The following is a 26339-nucleotide window of genomic DNA, read 5'->3' as shown; positions in this document are numbered from 1 at the left end:
CAGGACATGGCACGGCCCCAGACCAGCCCCACGAAGCATCCGCACGACGACGCACCGGACACCAGCGCGGAGTTCAAGGAGATAGCCCGGCTCCCGGACGGGCCGGAGAAGGACGCGCTGCGGCAGCGGGTCGTGGAGGCGTGGATGCCGATGGCCGAGCGGCTGGCCCGGCAGTACCGCAACCGCGGCGAGGCCCTGGAGGACCTGGAACAGGTGGCCGCGCTCGGCCTGGTCAAGGCCGTCAAGCGGTACGACCCGGAGCACGGTACAGCCTTCGCGGGGTTCGCGGTGCCCACCATCGTGGGTGAGATCAAGCGGCACTTCCGGGACCATCTGTGGGTGCTACATGTTCCGCGCCGGGTTCAGGACCTGCGCAACCGGGTACGGGCCGCCCACCGCGAGCTGTCCCATTCGCTCGACGACCGCCCGCCCCGCACCGAGGAGATCGCCGAGCGCACCGGCCTCACCGAGAAGGAAGTGCGCGCCGGTATGGAGGCCATGGGCAGCTTCACCCCGCTGTCCCTCGATGCCCAGCTGCCCGGCGCGGACGACGGCTACTCGCTGGCGGACACGCTCGGCGGCCAGGAGCCCGCGTACGACCGGGTGGTGAACCGCGAGGCCGTACGGCCGGCGCTCACCCGGCTGGCCGAGCGGGAGCGGCAGATCCTCTACATGCGCTTCTTCTGCGACATGACGCAGAGCCGCATCGCCGAGCAGCTGGGCATCTCCCAGATGCATGTCTCCCGTCTCATCAACCGCACCTGCTCGTCGTTGCGGGCCCAGGCCATGGCGGAGACCGCCTGAGCCGTCCGGATGCGGGCGGGTCGGGACCGGGGCGGCGGTCCCGACCCGCCCGGCCTGTGCGCGGCGCGTTGCGCCGCTGGAACGATGTGCGTCGCCTTTGTGGGTGATGCGGGCACGGTGGCGGGCGACGATGTCCGCACTGGGCTGCGAGGGTCGGTGCGCGGGCCTGGATGTCCGAGCGAAGGAGAAGCCCAGTGCACACCGTTCCCGATCGTCCCCCTCCCGTTTACGCGCCAGAGCTCCTCAAAGGCCAGAAAGCGCTGGTGACCGGGGGCAACTCGGGGATCGGAAAGGCCACGGCGATCGCCCTGGGCCGCTCCGGCGCGGATGTCGTCGTCAACTATGTCTCCGACCGGCCCGCCGCCGAGGCCGTCGTCAAGGAGATCGAGGGCTTCGGCGTACGGACCTACGCGCACCAGGCGGATGTGTCGCAGGAGGACCAGGTGATCGACATGGTCTCGGCCATGATCGACCGGCTGGGCACGATCGACATCATGGTCGCCAACGCGGGTCTGCAGCGCGATGCCCCGACGGTGGAGATGACGCTGAAGGACTGGAACAAGGTCATCGACGTCAATCTCACCGGGCAGTTCCTCTGCGCCAGGGAAGCCATCAAGGAGTTCCAGCGGCGGGGAGTCGTCCCGGAGGTCTCACGGGCGGCCGGGAAGGTCATCTGCATGAGCTCGGTCCATCAGCTGATCCCGTGGGCCGGCCATGTGAACTACGCGGCGTCGAAGGGCGGCGTGGCGATGCTGATGGAGACCCTGGCCCAGGAGTTCGCGCCCCAGCGGATCAGGGTGAACGCCATCGCCCCGGGTGCCATCAGGACCCCGATCAACCGTCCCGCGTGGGAGCCCCCGGAGGCCCGGGAGAAGCTGCTGGAGCTCATCCCCTACGGCCGGATCGGCGACCCGCAGGACATCGCCAACGCCGCGGTCGTCCTGGCGTCCGATCTGTGTGACTACGTCGTGGGCACCACCTTCTACGTGGACGGCGGCATGACGCTCTTCCCCGGTTTCGCCACAGGTGGCTGACGGATCCGGGAAACGGGCCCGGGCCGGACGACACTGATGGGCATGTCCGACGCCGTCACCATCACGCATCCGGTCCCCTACTACGCACAGTGGGAGTCGCCCGACCTCGTTCCCGGCATCATCGCGGGCACGGTGTCCGCGGCCGACGATCCGCTGTGGCAGAAGTCGGGGGCCGCGTCTCCCGCCGAATACGCCTTCTGGTCCTGGCGGCTGTGCGGCATGGCCTGTCTGCGCATGGCGCTGGACTACTGGCGGGGCACGGCGCCACCGGCTGTGTCGCTCGCCGAGGAGTGTGTCGACGCCGGCGCCTATGTGCGCCACGCGGACCGCGTGGACGGGCTGATCTACGCGCCCTTCGCCGATTACGCGCGGCGGCGCTGGAACCTGTTCGCCCAGTCGCGCCCGAGCCTGCCGGCCCAGGAGCTTCCGCGCCGGCTCGCGGCCGGCCGGCTGGCGATGTTGTCCGTCCACCCCGCCATCCGCGACCCTGAGACCTGGCCGCCTGGGCGCGGCGGCCATCTGGTGCTCGCCGTCGGTGCCACGCCCGGCCATGTCGTGCTCCACAATCCCTCCGGGTTCCCGGACCACTCCCAGAGGTTCGCCCATGTCCCCTGGGGCCGGCTCGACCGCTTCTACGCCGGGCGCGGGGTCCTGCTGGGGCCTGAGGTCTCGTAACCACGGCGCGTCCGGTGTCCCTCAGGAGGCGCGGTAGAGGTCGGTCAGCAGCGTGACGGCGGCGGGGGCAGCCGGATGGGGGTCGTCGCGCCACCAGATGAGCGGGACCGGGATGGGGGCCGCGTCACGCAGCGGACGGAAGACGATACCGGCGCGCCGGTACTGGGTCACGGTGGACTCGGCGGTGATCCCGATGCAGCGGCCCGTCGCGATGACGGAGAGCCAGTCGTCCACGTCCTGGGTGTACTCCATGGCGGGCCATCGAGGTCCTGGTCCACAACCCCCCGACCGCACAGGCGCTGCTCTGCGCGGCCGCGGCGGGCATCCTGTCCTCGGCCGTCCCCTTTCTCTCCGACATGCTGGCCCTGCGGCGCGTTCCGGCCGAGTTCTTCGGGATCTTCATGAGCGTCAATCCCGTGCTGGCCGCGGTGGTAGGGCTGGTCGTCCTTGGTGAGTCCCTGAGCTGGAGCACCTGGGCCGCGATCGTCGCCGTCGTCGGCTGCAACGCCGTCAGCGTCCTGGCGTCGGGCCGCCGCGGCGTCTGACGCGGGTTCACCGGGTCAGTGGGTCTGCACCCACCAGGCCATCAGGCCGATGGCGGCGGTCCCACACGCATAGGAGGCGCCGCGCACGAAGTTCGCGGCGGCGAGCCGGCCGTATCGGCGCCATCTACTGCTGGAGCGGTTGGGTACTGGTGGGCGGACCTCCATCGTGTGCATAGGGGAACCCCTTTCGTCAGCGTCGAACAGCGGCTGTTCCACGCGGGGGAATGACGCGCTTACGAAAGGATACAAAAGTGTGAACTTGTGAAATGTGTCGGACTCGCCGGGAAATTCGGAATCCGACGGAATTTCAGCACCGAGTGGTCAGCGGGATACCCCCGCGGCCGGGACGGTCCGCGTGCCGGTGTTCCAGCCCGAGACACGGACCGACGGTGCCGAGCCGCTCAGGTCCACCGTGCGGTAGGTGGCGGTGAGCGTCACCGACTCCCCCGGCCACAGGCTGACCTGGTTGTCCGACCAGCGGACCGGCAGCACGGGCGTGCCCGAGCCGGTCACCAGATGGGCGTCGACGAGCAGCGCCGGGGTTCTGCCGCTGCCGGTGTTGCGCAAGGTGACGGTCGTGGTCGAGGTGGCTCCTGGGCCGGTGGCCGTGGTGGCGGTGGCGGCCACGGGCACCCGGGCCATGCGGCTGAGCCCGGTGAGGTCGGCGTAGGACGTGGTGGGGGTGTAGTACCAATCGGTGTGGTCCCAGTCGAGCACGTCCTTCTTGGTGGACAGCCAGTACACATTGCGGCTGACTTCCTTGCCCGCGCCGTCGGTGAGCCGGAGCTTGGCCAGATACGTGCCGGCCACCCCGCTCACCTCCGCCGGGACGGTCAGCGCGGTGGCCTTGCCGCCGTCGCCCGGCACGTCCACGCCCGTTGCGCTCCGGTCGAACTTCTTCACGCCGCCGGGGGTGTACAGGCTCACCCGGGCGGTGAGCCCGGCGGCGGCGTCATGGCGGTTGTTGACCACGACCACGGAGCGCGAGTCGTACGAGTACTGGATGTGCAGCGGCTCATTGGCCTTCTTGGCGCCGAAATAGGCTCCGCCCTGGTCGAGATAGCGGTCGAACAGCTGCCAGTGGAGCGAGGTCCAGCCGCTGCCCAGCATCCAGTGGACGACACCGGTGGCCGGCTTGTCGGGGTCGGAGAAGTTCCGGCCGTACGCCTCGTACTGGGCGCGCACCGCCTCGTACCGCGCGAGCTGCGCCTTGCGCACGTAGTCGGCGAGCCCCGTCGGCGGCCCGTAGCGGCCGCTGAGCGCGTTGCCGAAGAGCTTCAGGTCACCGAAGGTGGCCGACGGGGAGCGGTGGTACTGCTTGGCCGACGGGTCCTTCCACAGCGTCTCCAGCTCGCCCGGGGACAGCATGCGGCGCAGCGTGTCGAGGGTGGGGATGTCGGGACCCGCGCCGGCCTCGGAGTTGAAGCCGGTCGCGCCGCCCTCCCGCTTGGCGTACCAGTAGTCCGGCGGCACCCAATCGTACGGGCCGGTCATCTTCATGCCGGACTTCCCGAGTTGCGGGGAGGACTTGGCGGACGCGGCGGGGATGACCGGGTTCGGCCAGTCGGCGGCCTTCAAGGCGTCCAGGTAGTTCTTCTCGATGGTCGCGTCCGGCGGGAAGTCGCTGCCGATGAGGAAGGAGATGACGCTGGGGTGGTCGCGCAGCCGCGCGGCCTCGGCGGCCATCGAGTCCTTGGCGACCGGGTAGTCGGCGGCGGTCCATGGCTCGCCGGTCTCATCGCCGTTGACGTGGCCCTCCCACTTGTCGCAGCACTCCCAGCCGGGGAGGGCCAGAACGCCGTAACGGTCGGTGAGGTCGAAGAACTCGTCGGGCTCGATATGCCCTTCGAGGCGGATGGTGTTCAGGCCCAGGTCGAGCGCGTACCGCAGCCGGTCCTCCACGGACCGGGCGTCCCAGCGCAGAAAGACATCGGGGGACCAGCCGCCCGCCTTGATGAGCAGCGGCCGCCCGTTGACGGCGTACTGGCGGGCGCCGTCGCCGTTCAGCGGGGCCTTGACGTCGCGGATGCCGAAGCGCTGATGGGCGGTGTCGGAGACGGTGCCCGAGACGGTGGCGGTGAGGTGGAGGTCGTACAGCGGCCGGCCGCCCATCCCGGCGGGCCACCAGACCTTGGGCCGGTCGAGGTGCAGCCGCGGGAAGTCCGCGGGGGTGAAGGCGACGGTCCTGGTCTCGTGTGCGGCGAGCCGCACCGTACGGCTGACCGCAGCGGGGCCGACCGTGCCCCAGACGGTGGCGGTCACCGGGGCGGCCGAGTTGTTGCGGGCCACGGCCTTGACGGTGAGGTCGGCGGAGGCGAGCGACGGCACGGCCAGCCGGGTGGTCACATGCGCGCCGCGCAGCGCGACGGGGCCGCCGCGGCGGATCAGCACATCGCGGACGATCCCCATGTTCTCGTCGGGTGGGGGCTGCAGCCAGTCGATCCAGCCCATGGTGAGGTTCCTGCGCGGGTCGTTGGGCTGGATACGGAACGCCACCGTGTTGGTGCCCGCCCTGACCAGGTCGGTGATGTCCCGCTCATGATGGGTGTACGCGCCGGAGATCCGGTCCTTGGTGGCGACCCGGTGGCCGTTTACGTACACATCGGCGGCGGACACGACGCCGCTGAAGTCCAGGGAGGTGCGCCGGGAGGCGTCCGCCACGGTGAAGTCACCGCGGTACCACCACGGCACGGTGAAGTCGGCCGCCGGGATCTTCTTCAGGTTCGTCGAGTAGAACGGATCCGGGTAGGTGCCGGCCGCGAGCAGCCCGGCGAGCACCGTCGAGCGGGGGCCCACCGGATGCCAGCCGGCCGCGGGGTAGCCGGGGGTGGAGATCGCCGCGGGGGTGTCGGAGACCTTCGCCGAGGACTGGATGGCGAAGCCCGCCAGCGGGACCGCGGTGCCGGGGGCCGCGCCGACCCGGGTCACCGCGGCCGGGCCCGTGGCGTCCGCGGGCCGGGGTCGCGGGGACGTGTCGGCGCCCGTGGTGAGGGAGACGGTGACCAGCAGGCCGCCGGCGGCGAGCGCGGCGGTCAGGGCACGGCGGACGCGGGCTCGCGCCCGCCGCCGGAGTGGTGCCGGTGGAGCCGGAGAGAGGACCACGGATGTCTCCCTGACGGGCGGGCCTGCGGATGGGGCGGGCCTGCGGATGGGGGCGCGATCGTCGTTCGTTAAGTACCTTTCCTAACAAACTCTGGACGGTAAAGATGTGATCGCACCATGTCAACCCACCGCGCGGCTCACCCCGGCCCGTTCAGCGATGATCCGCCCGTTCAGACGTGCCAGCGCAGCACCGCGCCCAGCCCCCCGGCCGGGCCCGGAACGCCCTCGGGCACCAGCAGCACCTCGGTGTCGGCCACCGCGGCCGAGCGCATCAGCGCATCGTCCGCGCGGGCCGGTTCGGGCGCGCGCACGCCGAGCGCCCGCGCCTGGGCCCGCTGCACGGCCAGCTGGTCGGCGTCGGGGCCGATCCACACCTCATGGCGGGCATCGCCCCCCGCCTGCCCCAGCAGCAACGTGGCAGCCTGGTGGCTGCGCATCGCCTCCACGACCGCCGGCACGCCCTCCGCGGTCCCGCTGGGCGAGACCCCGAGGTGGTCGCTGCCGCCCTGGCCGCCGGGGCGGCCGCGACCGGCGCGGAAGGCGTCGAGGACGGACTCCAGATGGGCGCGGGCGTGCTCCTCGCAGGCGTCGTCGATCTCCGCCTCCAGCAGCTCCCGCGCGGAGCCGGGGGCCCTGTTGCCGTGCCGTGCCTCGACCGCCCGTGCGCGCAGCGGCTCGGGCAGCCGGTCGAGCACCGCCCGGCGCTCGCGCGGATCGCCGGTCAGGATCAGCAACTGCGCGGCGCTGTCGGACCACTGCCGCAGGATCTCGTCGGCGACCCGTTCGGCGGTATGTTCCGAGGCGTTCTCGACCCGGTTGCGGTAGTGCCACTCATGGCGGTCGGCGGGGACGGACCGGTGTCCCCGGGCCCGCCGCAACCCGCCCGAGGCGCGGCCCGACGGACGCACACCGCCGGCGTCCCGCAGCTCCAGATCGGCGCCCGCCCGGTCGATGTGGGCCAGCAGACACGACGGCCACTCGCCGCGCAGCGAGGCCAGCGGGGCCGCCCGGGGCAGCGGCGACCAGGAGGTCTCCACATCGCCCGGCGAGACGGCCAGCGGCACATCGAGCACCACCTCTCCGTCGGCGGCGAACAGCGCCCGCCCCTCGGACCGCCGGGCCGGGGGCTCACCGGCCAGCCTGGCGACCAGGGCGTCGCGAGTGGCGGGGTCCGCGCCTTGGCGGCTCAGCCGGTCGGCCACGAACCGCTCACGCAGTCTGCGCCGCGTGGGCGCGTCCTCCGTCGTCCGCGAGGTGTCGATGTACGCACACGCCCAGGGACCGGGCCGGTCGAACAACGGCTTCAGGAATCCAACGTCCATGACCTCCCCCAACCCGGGGAAACACAGCCGGAACCGGTCGACCCGGAAGCCTCCGGATCGTTGTCCCGCTCCTGATCCCAGGATCCCTCCACCGCACCCGGAGCGCCACAGCCGACTAGAATCGCTGCCATGGCTCGCTCCAACGAGGAGGTCGAAGCCCTCCTGCGCGAGTACGCCGATCTCCTCCTGATCACGGGCGGGGACGCGTTCAGGGCGCGTGCCTACGAGAAGGCCGCCCGCGCCATCGGCGGCCACCCCACCGACATCTCCAAGCTCGACGCCAAGGGGATGCGGGAGATCCCCAATGTCGGCAAGTCGATCGCCGACAAGGTCGTTGAGTTCCTGCGCACGGGGACCATGCCCGCCGTCGAGGAGGCGCGTGCGGCGATCCCGGCGGGGGTGCGGGAGCTGACCGCCATCCCCGCCCTCGGGCCCAAGAAGGCCATGGTGCTCTACGAGGAGCTGCAGATCGCCTCCATCGCCCAGCTGGCCGAGGCGATCGAGGAGCACAGGCTGCGCGATCTCAAGGGCTTCGGCCCGAAGTCCGAGGAGAACATCCTGCACGGCATCGGGCTCATGCGGGCCGCCGGTGACCGGATCCGGATCGACGACGCCATGGACGTCGCCGACGACATCGTCTCCGCGCTCTCCCGGGTGCCCGGCTGCGAGCGGTGCGCGTACGCCGGGTCGCTGCGCCGGATGAAGGAGACCGTCGGTGATGTGGACATCCTGGTGGCGGCGGATGAATCCGGTCCGTTCATGGACGCGTTCGTATCCCTTCCGTACACCGCCGAGGTCATCGCGCACGGAGAGAAGAAGACCTCGATCCGCACGAAGAAGGGGCTCCAGGTGGATCTGCGGGTCCTGCCGCTGGACTCGTGGGGCGCGGGGCTGCTGTACTTCACCGGCTCGAAGGCGCACAACATCCGCGTCCGGGCCATCGCGGTGCGCCATGGCCTCAAGCTCTCCGAGTACGGCCTCTTCCGGACCAAGAGCGGAAAGAAGATCGCCTCGCGGAGCGAGGAGGACGTCTACGCCCGGCTGGGCATGGACTGGATCCCGCCGACGCTGCGCGAGGACCGGGGTGAGATCCCGGCCGCCCTGGAGGGGCGACTTCCCCGGCTCGTCGAGGAATCCGACCTGCGCGGCGATCTGCACACGCACACCGATCTGACCGACGGGCTCGAACCGCTGGAGGCCATGATCACCACGGCGGAGCGGCGCCGGTACGCGTACTACGCCGTCACCGACCACGCCCCGAAGCTGTACATGCAGCAGATGACCGAGGAGAAAATGCTGGCACAGCGCGAACGGCTGCGCGAGCTCGACCGCGGGCGCGGACGCCGGGACACCCGGCTGCTGCACGGTGTGGAGCTGAACATCGACGCCGACGGGGAGGTGGACTGGCCGGGCGACTTCCTCGAGGACTTCGACCTGTGCGTGGCCTCGGTACACACCCAGTTCGCCCAGCCCCGGGACGCCATGACCCGGCGGCTCGTCCGGGCCTGCGAGAACCCCCACGTGAACATCATCGGCCATCCGACGACCCGGCTCATCGGCAAACGGCCGGGCATCGACGCCGACTTGGACGAGGTGTTCGCCGCCTGCGCCCGCACCGGCACCGCGCTGGAGATCAACGCGCACCCGGAGCGGCTGGACCTCTCGGACGACAACATCCTGCGGGCAAAGTCGCACGGGGTGGTGTTCGCCCTGGACAGCGACGCACACTCGACCCGCGATCTGGCCAATATGCGGTACGGGGTGGGCGTGGCGCAGCGCGCCTGGCTCACCCCCGACGACATCATCAACACCTGGCCGCTCACCCGGCTACGGCGTTTTCTGCGCAAGGACGCGGGGCACCCGCGCTGAACATGACCACCTCCGAACCCGCCCGCCAGGCGCCCGGTGCCCGTACCCTCGCAGAGCTGGACGAACGGGTGTGCCGCTGCCGCGCCTGCCCGCGGCTGGTCCGGTGGCGGGAGGAGGCCGCCCGCATCAAGCGCCGCGCCTTCGCCGACTGGGCCTACTGGGCGCGGCCGGTGCCGGGGTTCGGGCCGCCGGACGCTCGGCTGGCGATCGTGGGTCTGGCACCGGCCGCCCACGGGGCCAACCGCACGGGCCGGATGTTCACCGGCGACCGGGCCGGCGACTTCCTGTACGCGGCGCTCCACGACGTCGGGCTGGCCAGCCGGCCGACCTCCACCCACATCGGCGACGGCCTTGAGCTGTACGGGGTCAGAATCACCGCCCCGGTACGCTGCGCCCCGCCCGCCAACCGGCCCACGCCCCAGGAGCGGGACACCTGCCGACCGTGGCTCACCCAGGAACTGCGGCTGCTGCGGCCGACGTTGCGCTCGGTCGTCGTACTCGGCGGATTCGGCTGGCAGGCCGTCCTGCCCGCGCTGGCCGACGCCGGATGGGCCGTGCCCCGGCCGCGGCCCGCCTTCGCGCACGGCGCGCGGACCACGCTGCGGGCGGCCGACGGCGGGGCACCGCTCACCCTCTTCGGCTGCTATCACGTGAGCCAGCAGAACACCTTCACCGGACGGCTCACCCCGCCGATGCTGCGGGAGGTGCTCATCGCGGCGGCGGAGACCGCCGGGCTTCCGGCTGCCGGTCACTCCTGATCCCGGTGGTGCCGTGGTGTGTGGTGTGAGGGCGCGGAAAGGGAGGGCGGCGGAAAGGGAGGCCCCGGGCACTGGGGCAGGAGGGCGCCCGGGGCCTCGTTCAGGGGGGACGGATCAGTTGAGGCCGGAGTTGGAACCGGTGCCGGTGCCGGAGTCACCAGCGGCTCCGGCGGCGGCACCGGCGTCACCCGCACCCGCGTCGCCCGCACCGGCATCACCGGCACCCGCGTCACCCGCACCGGCATCACCGGCACCCGCGTCACCGCCCGCGCCCGCATCACCGGCACCCGCGTCACCGCCCGCGCCCGCGTCGCCCGCGCCACCGGCATCACCCGCGCCCGCGTCACCCGCGTCGCCCGCACCACCGGCGGCCGCGTCACCGCCCGCGCCCGCGTCGCCCGCGCCACCGGCACCACCGGCACCACCGGCACCACCGTCGTCACCCGCGCCGATCACCGCACCGGTGGCCTCCAGCGCGGCGGTCACCGGCTGGAAGAACGTCTCGCCGCCCTGGGTGCAGTCACCGCTGCCACCGGACGTCAGCCCGACCGCCGCGTCCTCGGCGAACATCGCGCCGCCGCTGTCACCGGGCTCGGCGCACACATCGGTCTGGATGAGGCCGTTGACGATGTCACCGTTGCCGTAATTCACCGTGGCGTTGAGGCCCGTGACCGTGCCGTCGGAGACCCCGGTCGTGGACCCGGACCGCTGCACCTTCAGGCCCACGCTCGCCTCGACGGCGCGGCCGATCTCCTGCGTACTGCCGTCCTTGAGGTCAACCGTGCTGGACGCCTTGGTGGTGGCGTCGTCGTACATCACCAGCGCGAAGTCGTTCACGGGGAACTTGGAATCCTGCACGGTGCCCACCTGCTGGGCACCGGCCTGGTCCGAGGTCCAGGTCTGCGACTCGTTGCCACAGTGGCCCGCGGTCAGGAAGCCCGGCGCTCCGTCGACGGTGACGTTGAAGCCGAGGGAGCAGCGGGCGCCACCGCCGAAGATGGCGTCGCCGCCGTCGAGACCCCCGGCGGCCGCGTCACCGCCTCCGGCGCCACCCGCGCCACCGGCCCCCGCGTCACCCGCGCCACCGGCACCCGCGTCACCGGCACCACCGGCGGCCGCGTCACCGGCACCACCCGCGCCACCGGCCCCCGCGTCACCGGCACCACCCGCACCGCCCGCACCGCCCGCACCCGCGTCACCGGCACCGCCCGCACCCGCGTCACCGGCGTTGCCCGCACCCGCGTCACCGGCGTTGCCCGCTCCGGCGCCGTTGCCCGCGTCGCCTGCGGCGTCACCCGCGCCCGTACCGCCGTTGTCGCCGGGCTGGGCCGCCTCGCCGCCGTCGAACCTCTTGAACTCACCCTGGGACCGCTTGACGCTGACGAGACCATTCATCTGATCGGTGGCCTTGGTCAGGGTGGCCCACTTCGTGCCGGTCACGGTCCGGTCCGCCGTCACCCGGACCTGGTTGGTCACCGGGTCGATCGACCAGGCGGTGCCGGGCACCGATGCGTCGCTGCTCAGGGTCTTGGTGGCGGCCGTCAGATCCGCCATGCTGTTCTGGACGATCTTGGCTACGGCGCCCTTGGCCTGGACGCTCTTCGCCGATTCCTCGTCCATCACGTTCATGACCAGCTGGCGGGTGTCGTTCTTGTAGTACCAGCCCGCACCGTTGTCACCGAGGTCCGCGGCGAGCGACCTGGCGAGCTTTACGGCCGCCGGGGACGAGAAGGTCTTGGAGGCCGACGTCTTGTCCGGGCTCGCGTTGGCGTTGGGGAGCAGAACAGCCGCTGCTCCGAGCGCGGCGACGGCAGCTCCGGCGATGGCGAGGTTCCGCTTGTTCACACGTCGGTGGCTCAACTCACTGACCTCCAGTCGGGGATGCGCGGGAAGCGAGTGAGAAGCACTCGTCGCGTTTCTGTCCGCCCCCGCGCGGGGCCACCACGTCGTACGGGGGCGGGTTCACTCCGTTCTCACCACCACTCACAGTGTGATGAAAGGCTGCGCCGAGGTCATCGGGATGAGTAGGCTCCGCCGGTTTCGCTCTTCATCGCTGCCGCCCATGGGCCAGGGCGGCTGGATCCGGTCGCGTCGATCTACGATTTCTCACAGCTGACCGCCCCAGGAAGGACCCTTACGCCATGGCCATCACCCCCGTGCGCGACCGCTCCACGATCATGGTCCTGAACGGACCGAATCTGAACCTCCTCGGCCGCCGTCAGCCCGAGATCTACGGCACCGACACCCTGGCCGACATCGAGAAGCTCGTCGCCGAGACCGCCGCCCCGCACGGGCTGACGACGGACTGCCGGCAGAGCAATCACGAAGGCCGGCTGATCGACTGGATCCATGAGGCCCGCGAGCGGCATGCGGCCGTCATCATCAATCCCGCCGGCTACTCACACACCTCCGTGGCCCTGCGCGACGCTCTGGCGACCTGCGACGGCATGCCGATCCTGGAAGTGCACATTTCCAACATCCACCAGCGGGAGGCGTTCCGGCACCACTCCTACATCTCCGCGCTCGCCAGCGGTGTGATCGCCGGATGCGGCATTCAGGGGTACGCCTTCGCCGTCGAGCGGGCAGCGGCGCTGCTCGCGGCGGTCAGGGCGCAGGACGACGCCAAGGCGTAGCCGTCAGGCTCTGATGACGCGGACACCGGCCTCGGTGTACGGGGCGATCAGCTCATCGGCGGCGCCGGTGTCCGTGACCAGCACATCGATCGCGTCGAGCGGGCAGATCCGGGCGAACGCCCGGCGGCCCAGCTTGGAGCTGTCGGCCACGACCACCACCCGGGCGGCGCGGGCGGCCAGCAGCCGGTTGACGCCGGCCTCGCCCTCATGGTGGGCGGTGGCGCCCTGAGCGCTGTCCAGCGCGTCCACGCCGAGAATCGCCAGATCGAGGGAGACCTCGGCGAGCACTCCGGTGGCCAGCGGGCCCATCAGCTCGAAGGACTGGGGGCGGGCGACCCCACCGGTGAGCACGGTCTTGACCTGAGGGCGCACCGCCAGCTCATGGGCGATGTTGAGGGCGTTGGTCACGATGGTGAGGCCGGGACCGACGCCGGATCCGGACAGCTCGGGGCGGGTGGAAATGGCCCGCGCCACCTCGGTCGTGGTGGTCCCGCCGTTGAGCCCGACGATGGCGCCAGGGTCGACCATTCGGGCGACGGCTCCGGCGATCCGCTGCTTCTCCGACGCGTGCCGGGCGGTCTTGTAGCGCAGCGGGAGGTCGTACGACAGATTCCGCGCGACCGCGCCGCCCCGGGTGCGGGTGAGCAGCTGCTGCCGCTCGAGTTCGTCCAGATCCCGGCGGATGGTCGCGGCGGACACCGCCAGTTGGCCGGCCGCCTCCTCGACGTCGACCGTGCCGTCCCTGGCCAACAGCTCCAGCAGGGCGTTCCAGCGCTCGGGCCGTTTCACGCCGTCTCCTCAGCCCCTGTCATCGCCGTCGTTCCCGTCTCCGCGGTGCCCTGCGGCATCGCGCGGCTCACCCTATCCCGCGCAGGCGCACTGGACTTATCTGCAAGATCCTGCGCATTATCAAGCTCAAAGATGCAACTCCGCGCATCACGCGGCGCATCATCCAGGGTCGCGTTTCCGGGTGACGAGGGGAGCCCCCATGAGCTGCACCGAGGACGAGATCGCAAGCCAACCCGACTGCTGGCGCCGCGCCATCGCCCTGGCCGGGGATCCGGAAGGGCCCGTACGGGAGGCACTGCCCCGACGGGGTGAGCGGGTCGCCGTCGTCGGATGCGGCACCTCGTGGTTCATCGCCCAGTCGTACGCGGCGTTGCGCGAGGCGGCGGGCCAGGGCGAGACGGACGCGTTCCCGGCGTCCGAGATGCCGGCCGGCCGCGCGTACGACCGGTTGCTCGCGCTGTCCCGGTCCGGCACCACCACCGAGGTGCTGGAGCTGCTCGGCGCGGTGCGCGGCCGCATCCCCACCAGCGTCATCACCGCGGTGCCCGGCTCCCCCGCCGTCGGCGCCGCGGACGCCGCGGTCGTGCTCGACTTCGCGGACGAGCGGTCGGTGGTGCAGACACGCTGGGCCACCAGCGAACTCGCCCTGCTCCGCGCCCATGTGGGGGATCCACTGAAGGATCTGGAGGCGGACGGCAGGGCGGCGCTGGCCGAGCCGCTGCCCGACCACGTCCTCGGTGCGGGCCAGTTCACCTTCCTGGGGCGCGGCTGGACCCATGGGGTCGCCCAGGAGGCGGCGCTGAAGATGCGTGAGGCCGCGGGGGCGTGGACCGAGGCGTATCCGGTGATGGAGTACCGGCACGGCCCGATCAGTGTCACCGGCCCCGGGAGCGTGGTGTGGTGGCTCGGCGAGGGCGCGTCGGGGCTGGCGGACCAGGAGGTCACCGGGCCCGGCGGCCGGCTCGCCGGATACGGCCGCGATCCGCTGGCCGAGCTGGTGGTGGTGCAGCGGCTCGCGGTCGCGATCGCGGCGGCGCGCGGGCTCGACCCCGACCGGCCCCGCAATCTCACCCGCTCGGTGATTCTCCCGTGACCGGACACGGGGGCACTGCACGGGCGGGCGGACGAAGGGAGCCGGGGCGTGCCACTGGTGGCCACGGATGAGATCGTCGGACCGGCCCTGCGGGCGGGGCTCGGCGCGGGCGCGTTCAATGTGATCCAGATCGAGCACGCCCAGGCAATCGTGGCCGGGGCCCAGGTGGCCCGCGCGCCGGTGATTCTGCAGCTCAGCGAGAACGCGGTGCGGTATCACGGCGCCCTGGCCCCGATCGGCCGGGCGGTGGTCGAGGTCGCGCGCGCGGCACGGGTGCCGGTCGCCGTGCATCTGGACCACGCCACCGAGCCCGCGCTGGTACGGGAGGCGGTCGGCCTCGGCTTCGGCTCGGTGATGTTCGACGCCTCGGCGCTGCCGTACGAGCGCAATGTGGCGGCGACCGCCGCGGTCGTGGCCGACTGCCATGCCCTCGGGGTGTGGGTCGAGGCGGAGTTGGGCGAGGTGGGCGGCAAGGACGGGGTCCACGCGCCCGGCGCCAGAACCGACCCGGCCGAGGCCGCCGCCTATGTGGCGGCCACGGGCGTGGACGCGCTCGCGGTGGCGGTGGGCACCTCGCACGCGATGGTCGTCAAGGAGGCGGTGGTGGATCTGCGGCTGATCGCGGCCCTGCGCGCGGCCGTGCCCGTACCGCTGGTGCTGCACGGCTCCTCGGGGGTGCCCGAGGCGGATCTGACCCGGGTGGTGGAGGCGGGGCTGACCAAGGTGAACGTCGCCACCCACTTGAATGTGGCCTACACCCGGGCGATCCGCGACCATCTCGCCGGCCACCCCGAGGTCGTCGACCCCCGCCGCTATGTCGCCGCCGCGCGCGACGCGGTGGCGCGGGAGGTGGCCCGGCTGCTGAAGCTGGTACGGGCCACCTCGTCCTGACGCCTTATGAGCACGAACGAACAGCGGATGGCTGGGCGGTGAGGCTCACGGCCCCTCCTGCGGAAACCAGAGGACGACCAGGACGGTGATGACGGCCACGACCGCCGCGATCACCCGGAAGCCCACCGACATCGCGTCCGTGAAGGCCGTGACGACCCGCGCGTGCTCGGCGGCCCCCAGGCCCCGCGCGGCCGACAGCGCCTCGCCCGCCGAATGGACCCGCCCGTGCGAGGGCGCCGGCAGCCGGTCGGCGAACCGGCCCGTCAGTACGGTGCCCATGACGGCGACGCCGAGCGCGCTGCCGAGCTCCCGGGCGGCGCTGCCGAGCCCCGAGCCGAGCCCGGCGCGGCTGTGCGGAAGCGCGCCGATGATCGAAGTGGAGAGCATCGGCATGGACAGCCCCATGCCAACCGCCATGACCGACAGGACCACCGCGTAGAGGACGTAAGGGGTGTGTGCGTCGGCGAACGAGAGCCCCACCAGCCCGGCCACCAGGATCGCGAGCCCCGCGGCGATCACCCGCCGTGCGCCCAGCCGCTTCCCCAGCGGGATGCTGTGCCGGGACACCACGAGCATGCCGATCGCCAGCGGTCCGACGGCGAGGCCGGTGAGCGCGGGTGAGTAGCCCTTGGCGTACTGCAGGTACTGGGCGTTGACGAAGAAGAGCGCGAAGAGGCCGAAGAAGGTGAGGGCCACGCCGAGCACGCCCGCCCGCAGCCGGGGGACGGCGAACAGCCGCGGGTCGATCAGCGGACGCGCGGCGCGCAGCGCGTAGAGGGTGAAACCGGTGAGGATCACCGCGGCGGCGGCGAACGCGCCCAGCACGGCGGCGGCGGTCCAGCCGCACTCGGGGCCTTCGATGACGCCGTAGAGCAGGGCCACGAAGCCGAGGACGAGCAGCGCGGTGCCGGGGGCGTCCGAGTCGGTGGGGTGCCGTTCGCCGCGGGGCGCGTAGCGGGCGGTGAGGGCCAGCAGGACCAGCGCGATGGGCACAACCGCCCAGAACAGCCCCTGCCAGGGCAGGAATTGCAGGATGAGACCGCCGCCGAGGTTGCCGACCATGCCGGCGGCACCGGTGGCGGCGGTCCACACGGCGATGGTCTGGGGCCGGCGCTCGGGCGGAGCCGACTGGAGGGCCAGGGAGAGCGTGGCGGGCATGATCAGCGCGGCGCCCGCACCGGTCAGCGCGCGGGCGCCGATGAGGACCGCGGCATCGGGGGCGAGCGCGGAGACCAGCGAACCGGCCGCGAAGAGCGTGAGCCCGCTGAGCAGGGCGCCCTTGCGCCCGTGCCGGTCGCCGAGCGCACCGGCTGGTATCAGCAGACAGGCGAAGACGATGACGTACGCGTCGACGATCCACAGCAGTTGGGTGGAGGTCGGGTGCAGCGAGCCGGCGACCAGCTTGGGGATGGCCAGGTTGATGGCGGCGACGAGTGCGACGGTCAGGATCACACAGGCCGACATCAGGGCCAGGACCCCGCCGGGACGTGGCGCGGTGCGGCCCGGCGGCGGAGCGGGGCGTGCGGTGGTGACGGTCATGAAGAACCTCGTGGAGCGAAGAGAAGGGAGTGGAAGGGGAGTTGGGTACGGCGGCCGACCGTCGGCTTGTAACGTAAGCGCGCTGCGACATGACTTCAAATGCAACTTTTGCAAGGGATACATGCACATGACGCAATCCAAACTGGATCTCAATCTGGTGGTGGCTCTTGACGCCCTGTTGGAGGAGGAGAGCGTGAGCGGCGCGGCGCGGCGGCTCCATCTGTCGAGCCCGGCCATGAGCCGTACGCTCGGCCGGATCCGTAAGGCGCTCGGCGATCCGGTGCTGGTGCGCTCGGGTCGGCGGATGGTGCCGACGCCGCGGGCGCTTGCGCTGCGCGACGAGGTGCGCGAGATCGTGGAGCGCGCGCAGGGCCTCTTCGCACCGGCCGGGGAGCTGCAACCGGCCACGTTGGAGCGCACCTTCACCCTGCTGGCGGACGACGGGCTGCTCACCCTGATCGGGATGGGGCTGCTGGGCCGGGTCCGGCGGGAGGCGCCGGGCGTCAGCCTCCGGCTGATCCCGGAGGGATCCGGGGATTCGTACGCGCTGCGTGAGGGCCGCGCCGATCTGGAGATCGGCGTGTTCCATGACCCGGCACCCGAGACCCGCTTCGAGCCCCTGCTCACCGATGACAACGTCGGAGTGGTGCGGCGCGGCCATCCGCTCCTGGACGGGCCCGTCACGCCGGAGCGGTACGCGGCGGCCGACCATCTCTCCGCCTCGCGCCGGGGTCTGCTGCACGGCCCGATCGACGAGGCGCTGGCCGGGCTGGGGCTACGCCGACGCGTGGTGGCCTCGGTGCCGACCTTCGCGGCGGCGTTGCTGCTGACGGCCAACACCGATCTGGTCGCGCGGACCGGCCGACGACTGGCGGCGCCTCATATCGAACGGCTGCGACTGACCACTTTCGAGATTCCGCTACCCCTGCCGGAACTGCCGATCTGTCAGGCGTGGCATCCCCGGTACGAGGCGGATCCCGCGCATATCTGGCTGCGTACCTGTGTGCGGGAGGTCGCCGGGGCGATGAAGACCGAGAAGTTACCGGCGGGTTGACATGATCTTGTCGGCTCACCAGGATGCCGGGCGGAGTCAGGAAAGGCTCCTGACAGAGGGGCATCGGTGAGGCCTCCTACGCCACGGCCAAGGGACTCGGCATCAACCCGGAGACCGGCGGCGCCGACTCGGGGGTCGCGTGCCTCCTGTTCAAGAACTCCTCGGTGTCCCCCATCGAGAACCACGGCAAGGCGGTATCGGTCGGCGACGGTCTCGCCAAGAGGTTCGTCCAGAACAACTGACGCCTCCTCGCCCGCGACGGTGGCGTGGCCGCACCAGCCGCGCCACCGGGCGTGCCGCGATGACTTTCGGTGGGCCGGGCGGTCTCTATCGGTGAACACCCACAACAGGAGGTGGACGTTGGCCGATCCCGAGAACGTTCTGGTGCTCCGCCATCCGGTCGGGCGCACCGATGTGCCGCGGCTGTGCGCGCGCCTGCGCGAACTGGCGCGGCGCGGCCCCGGCCCGGTCACCGTGGACGTGGGCGCGGTGCGGTGCCCGGACCTGGCGGTGGTCGAGGCCCTGGCCCGGCTGCGGCTCACCGCCCGGCGGCTCGGGCGCGGGATGCGGCTGCGGAACGTGAGCGGTGCGCTGGAGGCGCTCCTCGCCTGGGCAGGACTCGACGACGCCCTGGCGGCAGAGCCCCCGGCGGCACCGGCCGATCCCGCTCGGTCAGGGCTCGAGCACGGCGGGGACACCGAACAGCGGGAACAGCCGCTCGGTGTCCAGGAAGGAGTTGAGCCCGGTGATCCGGCCCCCTGAGATCTCGATGACCTGGAGCGCCCATGGTTCGTGACCGCCACCGGAGCCGCTCGGCCGGTACTGCCCGAAGGCGGGCACACCGTTCGCCACAACTCGACGACGCCCTGGCCGCAGAGCCCCCGGCGGCACCGGCCGATCCCGCTCGGTCAGGACTCGAGCACAGCGGGGAGACCGAACAGCGGGAACAGCCGCTCGGTGTCCAGGAAGGAGTTGAGCCCGGTGATCCGGCCCCCTGAGATCTCGATGACCTGGAGCGCCCATGGTTCGTGACCGCCACCGGAGCCGCTCGGCCGGTACTGCCCGAAGGCGGGCATACCGTTCGCCACAGTCGGCACCAGCCGCGAGCCGCGGCAGCCGATGCCATGGCCCAGCAGCCACTGTCGGATGTCCTCATGGCCGCGCAGCCACAGCTCGTACGGCGGCATGGACAGCGTGGCGTCCTCGTGCAGCAGGGCGGTGAGCGAGTCCAGGTCATAGCGCTCGAAGGCGTCCACATAACGGGCCAGCAGCGCACGCTGCTCCTGGTCCAGCGGCTTGACCGGGTCGGCGTCGCTGACCTCGCTGGCGGCGAGGGTGGCGCGGGCCCGCTGGAGGGCGCTGTTGACCGACGCGACCGTGGTCCCCAGCAGCTCGGCGACCTCGCTGGCCTTCCAGGCCAGCACCTCCCGCAGGATCAGCACCGCCCGCTGGCGGGGCGCCAGATGCTGCAGGGCGGCGATGAACGCGAGCCGCACCGAATCCCGCTGGGCGGCCACCTCGGCGGGGTCTCCCCCGTCCGCCAGCACCTGGCCGTCGGGCACGGGCCCGACCCAGGTGGCCTCCGGCTGCGCGGTGAGCGTGGCCGGGAAGGGGGTGGCCGCGGACATCAGGTCCATGGGGCGGGCCCGGCGCTTGCTGCCGTTCAGCATGTCCAGACAGACGTTCGTGGCGATGCGGTAGAGCCACGACCTGAGCGCCGACCGGCCCTCGAAGCGGTCGAGGCCGCGCCAGGCGCGCACCATCGTCTCCTGGACGGCGTCCTCGGCCTCGAAGGCCGATCCCAGCATCCGGTAGCAGTAACCGGTCAGCTGCACCCGGTACGGCTCCAGCCGGCGCTCGACACCGGTCGCGCCGTCCACTGCCGCGACATCACTCATGCAAGGCTCCCTGCCGCGCGGCGACACACCCGATCGCCACACCTACGAGCGTTTTCCGGTTTCCCATGGGGGCAACGTAGCGGGCGGGTCTGACAATTCGCCCGACCTGCGGAAACGCTGTCAGGCGACCGGGCGGGCGGTGACCATGGCGGCATGCTCCTGGTGTCCGCCGCTGGCGATCATCCGGACCTCGGCGCGGTCGCTGATCTCCGCCCGCACGATGCCGGTGTCGTCCGCGTACACCGGGTGTCCGCCCGGACCGCTGCTGTCCGTACGGTGCACCACCACCACATCCTCGGCCGTCGGGGCAAGGACGCCCTCGACCCCCTCGGTACCCTCGTCGACGAAAACCAGCTCGTATCTCTCACGACGCCCCATCACGGCCTCCTCCCGCACCCCGCCCCACCGTCCCAAACCGGGACATTCAACACTATCGAACGCACCCGGCATCGCAAAACCTCGGAAGGGACCGGGAGCGGGGGTGGCTCAGGATGCCTGGGATCCTGACTCCTCCGGCTCGTGGACCAGCGGCCCGAGCACCGGTCCGCACAGCGTGGCCGCGGCGATCGAGCCCAGGGTGATGGCCCAGGCGACCGGGCCGAGCGGGGTGCAGTCGAAGAACTGGCTGACGCCCGGCGTCTGGATGATGGCGGCGAGGACCGCGGCCGAGCCCAGGCCCGCGATCAGCACATGCCGGTCCAGGCCGCCCGTGGCCAGGGTCTGCGCCAGCTGGGTGCCGACCAGGGCGGCGAGCGCGACCGTACCGGCCCGGCGTTTCGTGCCGGTCAGCCGTGCGCCGGTCCAGGCCAGACCGGCGCCGACGGCCGTGATGACGCCGCGCAGCAGCATCTCCTTGGTCAGCGCGGTGCCCAGGGAGCGGCTGGGGCCTTCCCGCAGCAGCCGTTCGCCGGTGTGCCCGGTGGGTTCGCGCACCGCGATGGCCAGCGCGGGCGCGAGGTCGGTGAGCAGGTTGACCAGCATGATCTGCCGGGCGCTCAGCGGCGTGCTGCCGGTGAGCGCGGAGGTGAGCACGCTGAAGGTGACCTCGCCGAAGTTGCCGCCGATGAGGATGGCGAGCGCGGCCCTGACCGAGGCCCACATGGCCCGCCCCTCCATCAGGGCCGAGACGATCGTCTCCAGCCGGTCGTCGGTGACGACCAGGTCGGCGGCGGCGGTCGCGGCCGGGGTGCCGCGCCGCCCCAGGGCGATGCCGACATCGGCGAGCCGGATGGCCGGGGCGTCGTTCGCGCCGTCGCCGGTCATCGCCACGACCCTGCCCAGGCGCTGATACGCCTGGACGATACGGACCTTGTGGTGCGGGCTGCACCGCGCGATGACGTCCACCGTCGGCAGCAGTTCGTCGAGCCGGTCGTCGTCCATCTCGTCCAGCTCCGGCCCGGTGCACACCGTGGGCCGGTCGGTGTCCATGACGGTTGCCGCGATGGCGTCCGCGGTGGCCGGGTGGTCGCCGGTGAGCATCACCGTGTGCACCCCCGCCTCGCGCAGCCGCGCGGTGGCGGGAGCGGCGCTGCTGCGGACCGGGTCGGCCAGGGCGATGAAGCCGAGGAAGACCAGGTCCCGTACGGCCTCGTCGGTGAGCTCCTCGTCGTCCCGCATGGGGCGCTCGGCGACCGCCAGGACCCGGCGTCCGGCGCCGGCCAGCTCCTCGGCGGCCTTGGTCAGCCCTCTGATTCCGGCGTCGTCCAGGGCGGTGATGGCGGTCGTGCCCGGCATCCGCCGCCTGGTGCAGCGGTCGAGCACCGCTTCCGGGGCGCCCTTCACGCTGAGCAGCGCGCCGTGGGCGGTGCGCCCCACGGTGGCGTGGTAGGCGCGGGAGGGTTCGAAGGGCAGGGCGTCGGTGCGCCGCCAGCGGGGCGCGCCGCGGCGTGCGGCGGCCCCGGCCCGGCGCGCCCCGGCGGTGACCGCGCGGTCCGTCTGGTGCGCCATGGGCTCGGCCTGCCGGGCGGGCGGGGTGGCGCGCAGGGCGGCGGCGAGGACCGCCTTGCGGGAGGCGTCGAGCCGGTCGGCGGGCAGCGGATCGGATCCGTCGCTGACGGCCGCGAGCTGGAGATTGCCTTCGGTGAGCGTTCCGGTCTTGTCGAAGCACAGGACGTCGGCGCGGCCGAGCGCCTCGATGGTGCGCGGGTTGCGGACCAGGGCGCCGAGGTCGGCCAGGCGGCGGGCGGCGGCGAGTTGGGCCGCGTTGACGAGGAACGGAAGCCCCTCGGGGACGGAGGCGACGGCGAGGTTGACCGCCGAGGCGAGGTTCTCGCTGAGCGGGAGCCCGTGCAGCAGGCCGGCGCCGGAGACGGCGGCGGCGGATCCGATCGCGATGGGCAGGCTGGCCCGAGTGAGCTTGGTCAGCCGCGCCTCGACACCGGTCACGGGGGCGGCCTGGCGGGCAGTGGCCAGGCTCCGGCCCACCTCGGTGGATGGCCCGGTGGCCACGACGACGGCCAGCGCCCGGCCGGCGGAGACGGTGGTTCCCTCGTAGAGCATCGAGCGGCGCTGGGTGATGTGCCCGCCCACGACGGGCGCCGGGTCCTTGCGGACGGGGAGGGATTCGCCGGTCAGCGAGGACTCGTCGACCTCGAGGCCGTCGGCCTCCAGCAGCCGGCAGTCGGCGGGCACCACGTCCTCGGGGCGCAGCACGATGATGTCGCCGGGCACCAGGTCCCCGGCGGTGACCAGGCGTTCCTTACCGCCACGGCGCACCCGGGCGCCGATCGCCGACCGGGCGAACAGCTCGGCCAGGGCCCGCTCGGTCCTGACCCGCTGGAAGCCGCCCACGAGCGCGGAGGTGCCGGTGATGGCGGCCACGAGGGCGGCGTCGGTGCGCGATCCCACGGCGGCGGCCAGGGCGGCCCCGGCGGCGAGGACGGGGGTCAGTGGGTTGGCCAGCTCCTCGATGAACGCCGCGGGCAGGCTGGTGCGGGCCGGCTCGCCCCGGCTCGGCCCCTGCCCGGCCCGGGCTGCGGCCTCCTCGGGGGGCAGGCCGTCGGGTCCGGTGCCCAGGCGCTCCAGCACCCGCTCGACGGGCATCAGATGCCAGGGGACGGTGGCCACCGGCGGGTCCAGGGGGCGGGCGAGGAGCTGGCGTACGCGCCAGTGGCCCATGAAGAAGGCCACGGTGCCGGCGGCGTTGCCGACCCCGGTGCCGCGTGCCGCCGCCTGGTCCGGCCGAGCCTGGAGCGCGGCGACGGCGCCGACGGCGCTGCCGCCCGCCGACAGCAGGGCGCTCTCCCGGTCGACCCGGGCGGCCACGCCCACGGCGTCCACGATGAGCCCGGCCGATTCCAGGTCCGAGCCGACGAGCAGATGGGCGCCCCAGGCCGGGGGCTCGCCCTCGCGGTGCACTCCGACGCCGCAGTCGGCCGCCCCCAGCGCCCGGCGGTTGCCGGAGAGGAGGAGGACGACCCCTCCGTCGGCCTGCAGCCCGCGTACGGTCGCCACCAGCCGGCCCCCGGAGGGCGCCACAGCGTCGGCGAAGGCGACCGAAGGGTCCGGCCGGCCGGTGGCCAGGACGATGCGGGCTCCCGCCCGGCGGGCGGCGGCCGCCACGGCCTCCGCGCCGGGCACGGTCTGCGCGGCCAGCCCGACCACCGCTTGGAGCCGGCTCCCGCGTGCCAGGCCGAGCACCCGCTCGCTGCCCCTGCGGCGCAGCCTGGCCGCGGTGTGCCGACCGGTGCGGCCCGTGAGGTCGAGCCGGTCCAGCGGGCCGAGCACCCAGCCGTTGTCGCGGCGCACCTCCAGCGGCTCGTCGGGGTCGAAGAGGGCGAAGAGCCGCCCGGTGGTCCGCTCGGGGTCCGCCCCGCCGAGGAGCTCCAGGTCGACGGGTTCGTACCGGTCGCCGCGCAGCGCCGCCTCGTCCAGCACCACGGTGTCGACCTGTCCCAGCCGCCGCAGGGCGCTGCGGTCCATGGCCAGGACGCCGCGCATCGCCAGGAACTGGCCGAGGCTGGTCGCGAACCCCTCGCGTCCGGCCCCGGGGGCCTTGGGCACGGACGTGAGCGCCACGGCCAGGCCGCGGCGCGGGCCGGCGAAGGGAACGGCGAGGGCGCCGGCCACCGCCCCGGCGGCCATGGACCGCTCCGCGAAGCGCTCCACGCGGTCCCTCGGGGGCGGTCCGGGCCGCTCGACCACGATCGGCTCGGCCGCCACGTCCTGCGGTCCGTGCACCAGTTGGGGCTCCATCATGGACCATGCCGCACCCTCCGCCCCGGCCTCCCGCCACAGGGCCACGCGCTGGAAGAGGTCCAGCGCGAGACCACCGCCCCCGGTGGCCACGCCCTGGGTCAGCGCGCTGAGCACGGGCAGGAACGCGTCGGTCGGCTGCCCTCGGGTGATGGCCAGGGCCAGCCGCCGCAGCCGCGGGTGGTGCTGGATGGCGGACATGCCCGCGGCCGCCTCGGTCGGCAGCTTGAGCCACGGGGCCAGCCGCAGGGCGGTGGCGGCGCTCAGGCCCACGACGTCCGCGGCCAGCACGGCGAAGGACTGGGCCGTCCTCGGCCCGCCCGAGGGATGGCTGGGCTCGGGGGACCACTCGTCGAACTCCTCGGCGCGCGCAGCCGCGCCGTGCGCCTCCGCGCGCTCGACCCGCGTGATCAGTTCCGATTCGCGCGGGGGCGGGCTCCCCACGGCCACCACGACCCGCTCGGACGGCGCGTTGACGCGTGCCCACAGCACCCGGGGGTGCTCTTCGAGGGCCTCTTCCACGCGGCGTGCCACCCGCTCGCCGCCGATGCCGTGCACTCCCCGGACCTCGATGTAGTAGCGCCCCGGGTGCGACCAGACACCGCGCCTGACCGGCCGGATCAGCCGGCCGAAGGCGTCGACCGCGCCGCGCACCCCCTCGGTCAGCCCACCGGTGAGGGACCCCACCAGCGGGGGTGTCGGCACACGGAGCGCTGACAGCGATGACATCGGCGAGACCTCCGCTCCCCGGGCAGCCCGTCCGGTTCATCACGATTACCCTGAAAGAGGAAGAAGATTCCAAGGCAAGCATGTGTGGACGTGAGGCAAGTGACCACTCCCACCACTTCTCGCAAGCGCAGCTCCCCGGGAACAGCGAAGACGTCGGCGCGCACCGGTGGCGGGGCGAAGCCCCGGACCGCGCCCAAGTCCGCGCAGGCGAAGAAGACCACCACGCCGGCGAAGTCGGCCAAGAAGCAGGCGCCCGCGAAGAAGTCGGCGCCGGCGAAGAAGCCGCCGACGGCCAAGAAGCAGGCGGCAGGCGACAAGGCGAAGGCGGCAGGCAAGGCGACATCGGCGAAGGCCACCGACAAGGCGACGCAGGCGAAGGCCACCGGTAAGGCGACGCGGGCCAAGGCCGCCGACAAAGCGACGCAGGCCAAGGCCGCCGACAAAGCGACGCAGGCCAAGGCCGCCGACAAGGCGACGCAGGCCAAGGCCGCCGGAGCCGTGAAGACCGCGCGGAGCGACGGCAAGCGCAGCGTCACCATCACCGTCCCCACGCTGGACACGGTCGGGCACGCCACCATGGACACCCTCGGCAGCGTCGGGCATGCCACGCTGGGCACGCTGGGCAGCGTCGGCGAGACCACGAAGGGCAGGCTCGGGAACGTCGGCCATGCCACGGGCCGCGCGGCCAGCGGCGCCGCGAACGCGGCGATGGCGCCGATCGCGATGGCCCGCCGGGTGCTGCCCGCCAAGGGCGGACTGCCCCTGTACGTGGGGCTCGGCGCGCTGGGCGCCGCGGAGGTGCTCGAATGGCCGGTGGCCGTGGGGATCGGCGTCGGCTACGCGGTGCTGCGCAAGGGCGGGATCATGGCCCCGCCGGCCGAGACCCCTACGCAGGCCCGTCCGCAGGCCCGTACGGCGGCCTAAGCGGTTACGGCGAAGTCAAGTGCTGATCCTTCTCGGCGTCCAAGCCCTCGGCCGGGCCGAACGGCGAGGGATCAGCGGCGAACTTCACCGCATCCGCTGTTAGAGGCCACCGAGAGCCCCGACATGCGCCGCCGCACCGCCGGTCGCCGGGCGGCAGGCGCACCTCTGACATGCCGTCACCCGCGCCATCCTGACGCCCGGCGTACCGATTCGGGCAGGAAACAGGCACGAATCTCTCCCAAACGGGCAGCGGAAGTGGCCTGAAAGGTTGATATACACCAAGAAGCGGAACTCACACCCGTTATGCGAACTCCCCCCAGAGGCCGTCCGGTTGCGGGTTCCGAGGCGAGCCGGACGGCTGCGACCTGGGGGATTCGCACGATGACGGACGTCCACTCCGTTGGTGAAACGACGACAGGAAGCGGTGACTCCCCTTGGCCCTCCTCCCTAGCGCTCAGACAGCCCCCGGGGCGACCGGACAAGCAG

At 72.5% G+C, this 26339-nt stretch carries 20 protein-coding genes and 4 pseudogenes; 13 read left to right on the top strand and 11 right to left on the bottom strand.

The genetic code is table 11. The features are described 5' to 3' along the window. Positions 1–6: 6 nt before the first annotated feature. From ABZU99_RS05830 to ABZU99_RS05820, 3 genes are all read left to right on the top strand, one after another. A complete protein-coding gene (locus ABZU99_RS05830; protein ID WP_356045617.1) occupies positions 7–804 on the top strand; it encodes a SigB/SigF/SigG family RNA polymerase sigma factor in 798 nt (265 codons plus the stop codon). Between the two features lie 170 nt (positions 805–974). Further along, positions 975–1838, top strand: coding sequence for an SDR family oxidoreductase (locus ABZU99_RS05825; protein ID WP_356045361.1), 864 nt, complete (start codon positions 975–977; stop codon positions 1836–1838). 42 nt (positions 1839–1880) lie between these two features. Further along, entirely contained in the window at positions 1881–2513 is a 633-nt protein-coding gene (locus ABZU99_RS05820) for a C39 family peptidase (RefSeq protein WP_356045364.1), read from the top strand. 21 nt (positions 2514–2534) lie between these two features. Here the strand turns inward: ABZU99_RS05820 and ABZU99_RS05815 are convergent. Beyond that, positions 2535–2777, bottom strand: a pseudogene (locus ABZU99_RS05815) (LysR family transcriptional regulator); the annotation flags it as partial. Between ABZU99_RS05815 and ABZU99_RS05810 the strand changes: the two are divergent. Continuing rightward, positions 2774–3058, top strand: a pseudogene (locus ABZU99_RS05810) (EamA family transporter); the annotation flags it as partial. The pseudogenes ABZU99_RS05815 and ABZU99_RS05810 overlap by 4 nt on opposite strands. A 15-nt stretch (positions 3059–3073) precedes the next feature. On the opposite strand, the gene ABZU99_RS05805 reads toward ABZU99_RS05810, so the two are convergent. The 3 genes from ABZU99_RS05805 to ABZU99_RS05795 form a co-directional block, all read right to left on the bottom strand. Next, the gene (locus ABZU99_RS05805; protein ID WP_355947514.1) at positions 3074–3232 is read right to left on the bottom strand and encodes a hypothetical protein; all 159 of its coding nucleotides are present in this window, start codon (positions 3230–3232) and stop codon (positions 3074–3076) included. A gap of 147 nt (positions 3233–3379) precedes the next feature. Further along, entirely contained in the window at positions 3380–6160 is a 2781-nt protein-coding gene (locus tag ABZU99_RS05800) for a sugar-binding domain-containing protein (protein WP_356045367.1), read from the bottom strand. A gap of 170 nt (positions 6161–6330) precedes the next feature. Further along, the gene (locus tag ABZU99_RS05795) at positions 6331–7482 is read right to left on the bottom strand and encodes a hypothetical protein (protein WP_356045370.1); all 1152 of its coding nucleotides are present in this window, start codon (positions 7480–7482) and stop codon (positions 6331–6333) included. Between the two features lie 129 nt (positions 7483–7611). Between ABZU99_RS05795 and polX the strand changes: the two genes are divergently transcribed. Beyond that, entirely contained in the window at positions 7612–9351 is a 1740-nt protein-coding gene (gene polX / locus ABZU99_RS05790) for a DNA polymerase/3'-5' exonuclease PolX (RefSeq protein WP_356045372.1), read from the top strand. A gap of 2 nt (positions 9352–9353) precedes the next feature. Then, complete coding sequence (locus ABZU99_RS05785; protein WP_355947504.1) at positions 9354–10109, top strand: uracil-DNA glycosylase; 756 nt, start codon at positions 9354–9356, stop codon at positions 10107–10109. Between the two features lie 114 nt (positions 10110–10223). On the opposite strand, the gene ABZU99_RS05780 is transcribed toward ABZU99_RS05785, so the two are convergent. Then, entirely contained in the window at positions 10224–11954 is a 1731-nt protein-coding gene (locus ABZU99_RS05780; protein ID WP_356045375.1) for an alpha-lytic protease prodomain-containing protein, read from the bottom strand. A 296-nt stretch (positions 11955–12250) separates the two neighbouring features. Here ABZU99_RS05780 and aroQ point away from each other — a divergent pair, with 296 nt between their 5' ends. Further along, the gene (gene aroQ / locus ABZU99_RS05775) at positions 12251–12742 is read left to right on the top strand and encodes a type II 3-dehydroquinate dehydratase (RefSeq protein ID WP_355947499.1); all 492 of its coding nucleotides are present in this window, start codon (positions 12251–12253) and stop codon (positions 12740–12742) included. A gap of 3 nt (positions 12743–12745) precedes the next feature. Here aroQ and ABZU99_RS05770 read toward each other — a convergent pair whose 3' ends face one another. Next, entirely contained in the window at positions 12746–13531 is a 786-nt protein-coding gene (locus ABZU99_RS05770; RefSeq protein WP_355947497.1) for a DeoR/GlpR family DNA-binding transcription regulator, read from the bottom strand. Positions 13532–13730: 199 nt separating this feature from the next. Here ABZU99_RS05770 and ABZU99_RS05765 point away from each other — a divergent pair, with 199 nt between their 5' ends. Together ABZU99_RS05765 and ABZU99_RS05760 are read left to right on the top strand one after the other, a co-directional pair. Continuing rightward, a complete protein-coding gene (locus tag ABZU99_RS05765) occupies positions 13731–14624 on the top strand; it encodes a sugar isomerase (RefSeq protein WP_355947495.1) in 894 nt (297 codons plus the stop codon). Between the two features lie 48 nt (positions 14625–14672). Continuing rightward, the gene (locus ABZU99_RS05760; protein WP_355947492.1) at positions 14673–15515 is read left to right on the top strand and encodes a class II fructose-bisphosphate aldolase; all 843 of its coding nucleotides are present in this window, start codon (positions 14673–14675) and stop codon (positions 15513–15515) included. A gap of 45 nt (positions 15516–15560) precedes the next feature. Here the strand turns inward: ABZU99_RS05760 and ABZU99_RS05755 are convergent, their stop codons facing one another. Further along, positions 15561–17054 carry an MFS transporter gene (locus ABZU99_RS05755; RefSeq protein ID WP_356045380.1) on the bottom strand — a complete coding sequence of 498 codons (1494 nt, stop codon included), beginning with the start codon at positions 17052–17054 and terminating at the stop codon, positions 15561–15563. Positions 17055–17175: 121 nt separating this feature from the next. On the opposite strand from ABZU99_RS05755, the gene ABZU99_RS05750 reads away from it, so the two are divergent. From ABZU99_RS05750 to ABZU99_RS05740, 3 genes and pseudogenes are all read left to right on the top strand, one after another. Next, on the top strand, positions 17176–18108 hold the full coding sequence (locus ABZU99_RS05750; RefSeq protein WP_356045382.1) for a LysR family transcriptional regulator: 933 nt from the start codon (positions 17176–17178) through the stop codon (positions 18106–18108). Positions 18109–18170: 62 nt separating this feature from the next. After that, positions 18171–18350 (top strand): annotated as a pseudogene (locus ABZU99_RS05745) (hypothetical protein); the annotation flags it as partial. A gap of 118 nt (positions 18351–18468) precedes the next feature. Further along, positions 18469–18870 carry an STAS domain-containing protein gene (locus ABZU99_RS05740; RefSeq protein ID WP_356045385.1) on the top strand — a complete coding sequence of 134 codons (402 nt, stop codon included), beginning with the start codon at positions 18469–18471 and terminating at the stop codon, positions 18868–18870. Here the strand turns inward: ABZU99_RS05740 and ABZU99_RS05735 are convergent. The 4 genes and pseudogenes from ABZU99_RS05735 to ABZU99_RS05720 all read right to left on the bottom strand — a co-directional run. Continuing rightward, positions 18787–18960, bottom strand: a pseudogene (locus ABZU99_RS05735) (RNA polymerase subunit sigma-70); the annotation flags it as partial. The gene ABZU99_RS05740 and the pseudogene ABZU99_RS05735 overlap by 84 nt on opposite strands. Before the next feature lie 56 nt (positions 18961–19016). After that, positions 19017–20006 carry a sigma-70 family RNA polymerase sigma factor gene (locus ABZU99_RS05730; RefSeq protein ID WP_355947481.1) on the bottom strand — a complete coding sequence of 330 codons (990 nt, stop codon included), beginning with the start codon at positions 20004–20006 and terminating at the stop codon, positions 19017–19019. A gap of 120 nt (positions 20007–20126) precedes the next feature. Further along, positions 20127–20384, bottom strand: coding sequence for a DUF6296 family protein (locus ABZU99_RS05725; RefSeq protein WP_356045388.1), 258 nt, complete (start codon positions 20382–20384; stop codon positions 20127–20129). Positions 20385–20492: 108 nt separating this feature from the next. Then, positions 20493–24929 carry a cation-transporting P-type ATPase gene (locus ABZU99_RS05720; protein WP_356045390.1) on the bottom strand — a complete coding sequence of 1479 codons (4437 nt, stop codon included), beginning with the start codon at positions 24927–24929 and terminating at the stop codon, positions 20493–20495. A gap of 99 nt (positions 24930–25028) precedes the next feature. On the opposite strand from ABZU99_RS05720, the gene ABZU99_RS05715 reads away from it, so the two are divergent. Continuing rightward, positions 25029–25853, top strand: a complete 825-nt coding sequence (locus ABZU99_RS05715) for a hypothetical protein (protein ID WP_356045393.1) — start codon at positions 25029–25031, stop codon at positions 25851–25853. Positions 25854–26339 lie beyond the last annotated feature (486 nt).

It is taken from the genome of Streptomyces sp. NPDC005266 (assembly GCF_040607655.1).
Classification (GTDB): domain Bacteria; phylum Actinomycetota; class Actinomycetes; order Streptomycetales; family Streptomycetaceae; genus Streptomyces.
Note: the sequence above shows the minus strand (reverse complement) of the source record. Positions and strands in the feature narration are given on the sequence as shown.

Excerpts from the sequence above, each read along its gene's own strand:
- ABZU99_RS05765 (WP_355947495.1), top strand. The coding sequence starts at position 13,731 with ATGAGCTGCACCGAGGACGAGATCGCAAGCCAACCCGACTGCTGGCGC.
- ABZU99_RS05720 (WP_356045390.1), bottom strand. The coding sequence starts at position 24,929 with ATGTCATCGCTGTCAGCGCTCCGTGTGCCGACACCCCCGCTGGTGGGG.
- aroQ (WP_355947499.1), top strand. The coding sequence starts at position 12,251 with ATGGCCATCACCCCCGTGCGCGACCGCTCCACGATCATGGTCCTGAAC.
- ABZU99_RS05805 (WP_355947514.1), bottom strand. The coding sequence starts at position 3,232 with ATGCACACGATGGAGGTCCGCCCACCAGTACCCAACCGCTCCAGCAGT.
- ABZU99_RS05820 (WP_356045364.1), top strand. The coding sequence starts at position 1,881 with ATGTCCGACGCCGTCACCATCACGCATCCGGTCCCCTACTACGCACAG.
- ABZU99_RS05725 (WP_356045388.1), bottom strand. The coding sequence starts at position 20,384 with ATGGGGCGTCGTGAGAGATACGAGCTGGTTTTCGTCGACGAGGGTACC.
- polX (WP_356045372.1), top strand. The coding sequence starts at position 7,612 with ATGGCTCGCTCCAACGAGGAGGTCGAAGCCCTCCTGCGCGAGTACGCC.
- ABZU99_RS05730 (WP_355947481.1), bottom strand. The coding sequence starts at position 20,006 with ATGAGTGATGTCGCGGCAGTGGACGGCGCGACCGGTGTCGAGCGCCGG.
- ABZU99_RS05785 (WP_355947504.1), top strand. The coding sequence starts at position 9,354 with ATGACCACCTCCGAACCCGCCCGCCAGGCGCCCGGTGCCCGTACCCTC.
- ABZU99_RS05825 (WP_356045361.1), top strand. The coding sequence starts at position 975 with ATGTCCGAGCGAAGGAGAAGCCCAGTGCACACCGTTCCCGATCGTCCC.
- ABZU99_RS05830 (WP_356045617.1), top strand. The coding sequence starts at position 7 with ATGGCACGGCCCCAGACCAGCCCCACGAAGCATCCGCACGACGACGCA.
- ABZU99_RS05795 (WP_356045370.1), bottom strand. The coding sequence starts at position 7,482 with ATGGACGTTGGATTCCTGAAGCCGTTGTTCGACCGGCCCGGTCCCTGG.
- ABZU99_RS05755 (WP_356045380.1), bottom strand. The coding sequence starts at position 17,054 with ATGACCGTCACCACCGCACGCCCCGCTCCGCCGCCGGGCCGCACCGCG.
- ABZU99_RS05750 (WP_356045382.1), top strand. The coding sequence starts at position 17,176 with ATGCACATGACGCAATCCAAACTGGATCTCAATCTGGTGGTGGCTCTT.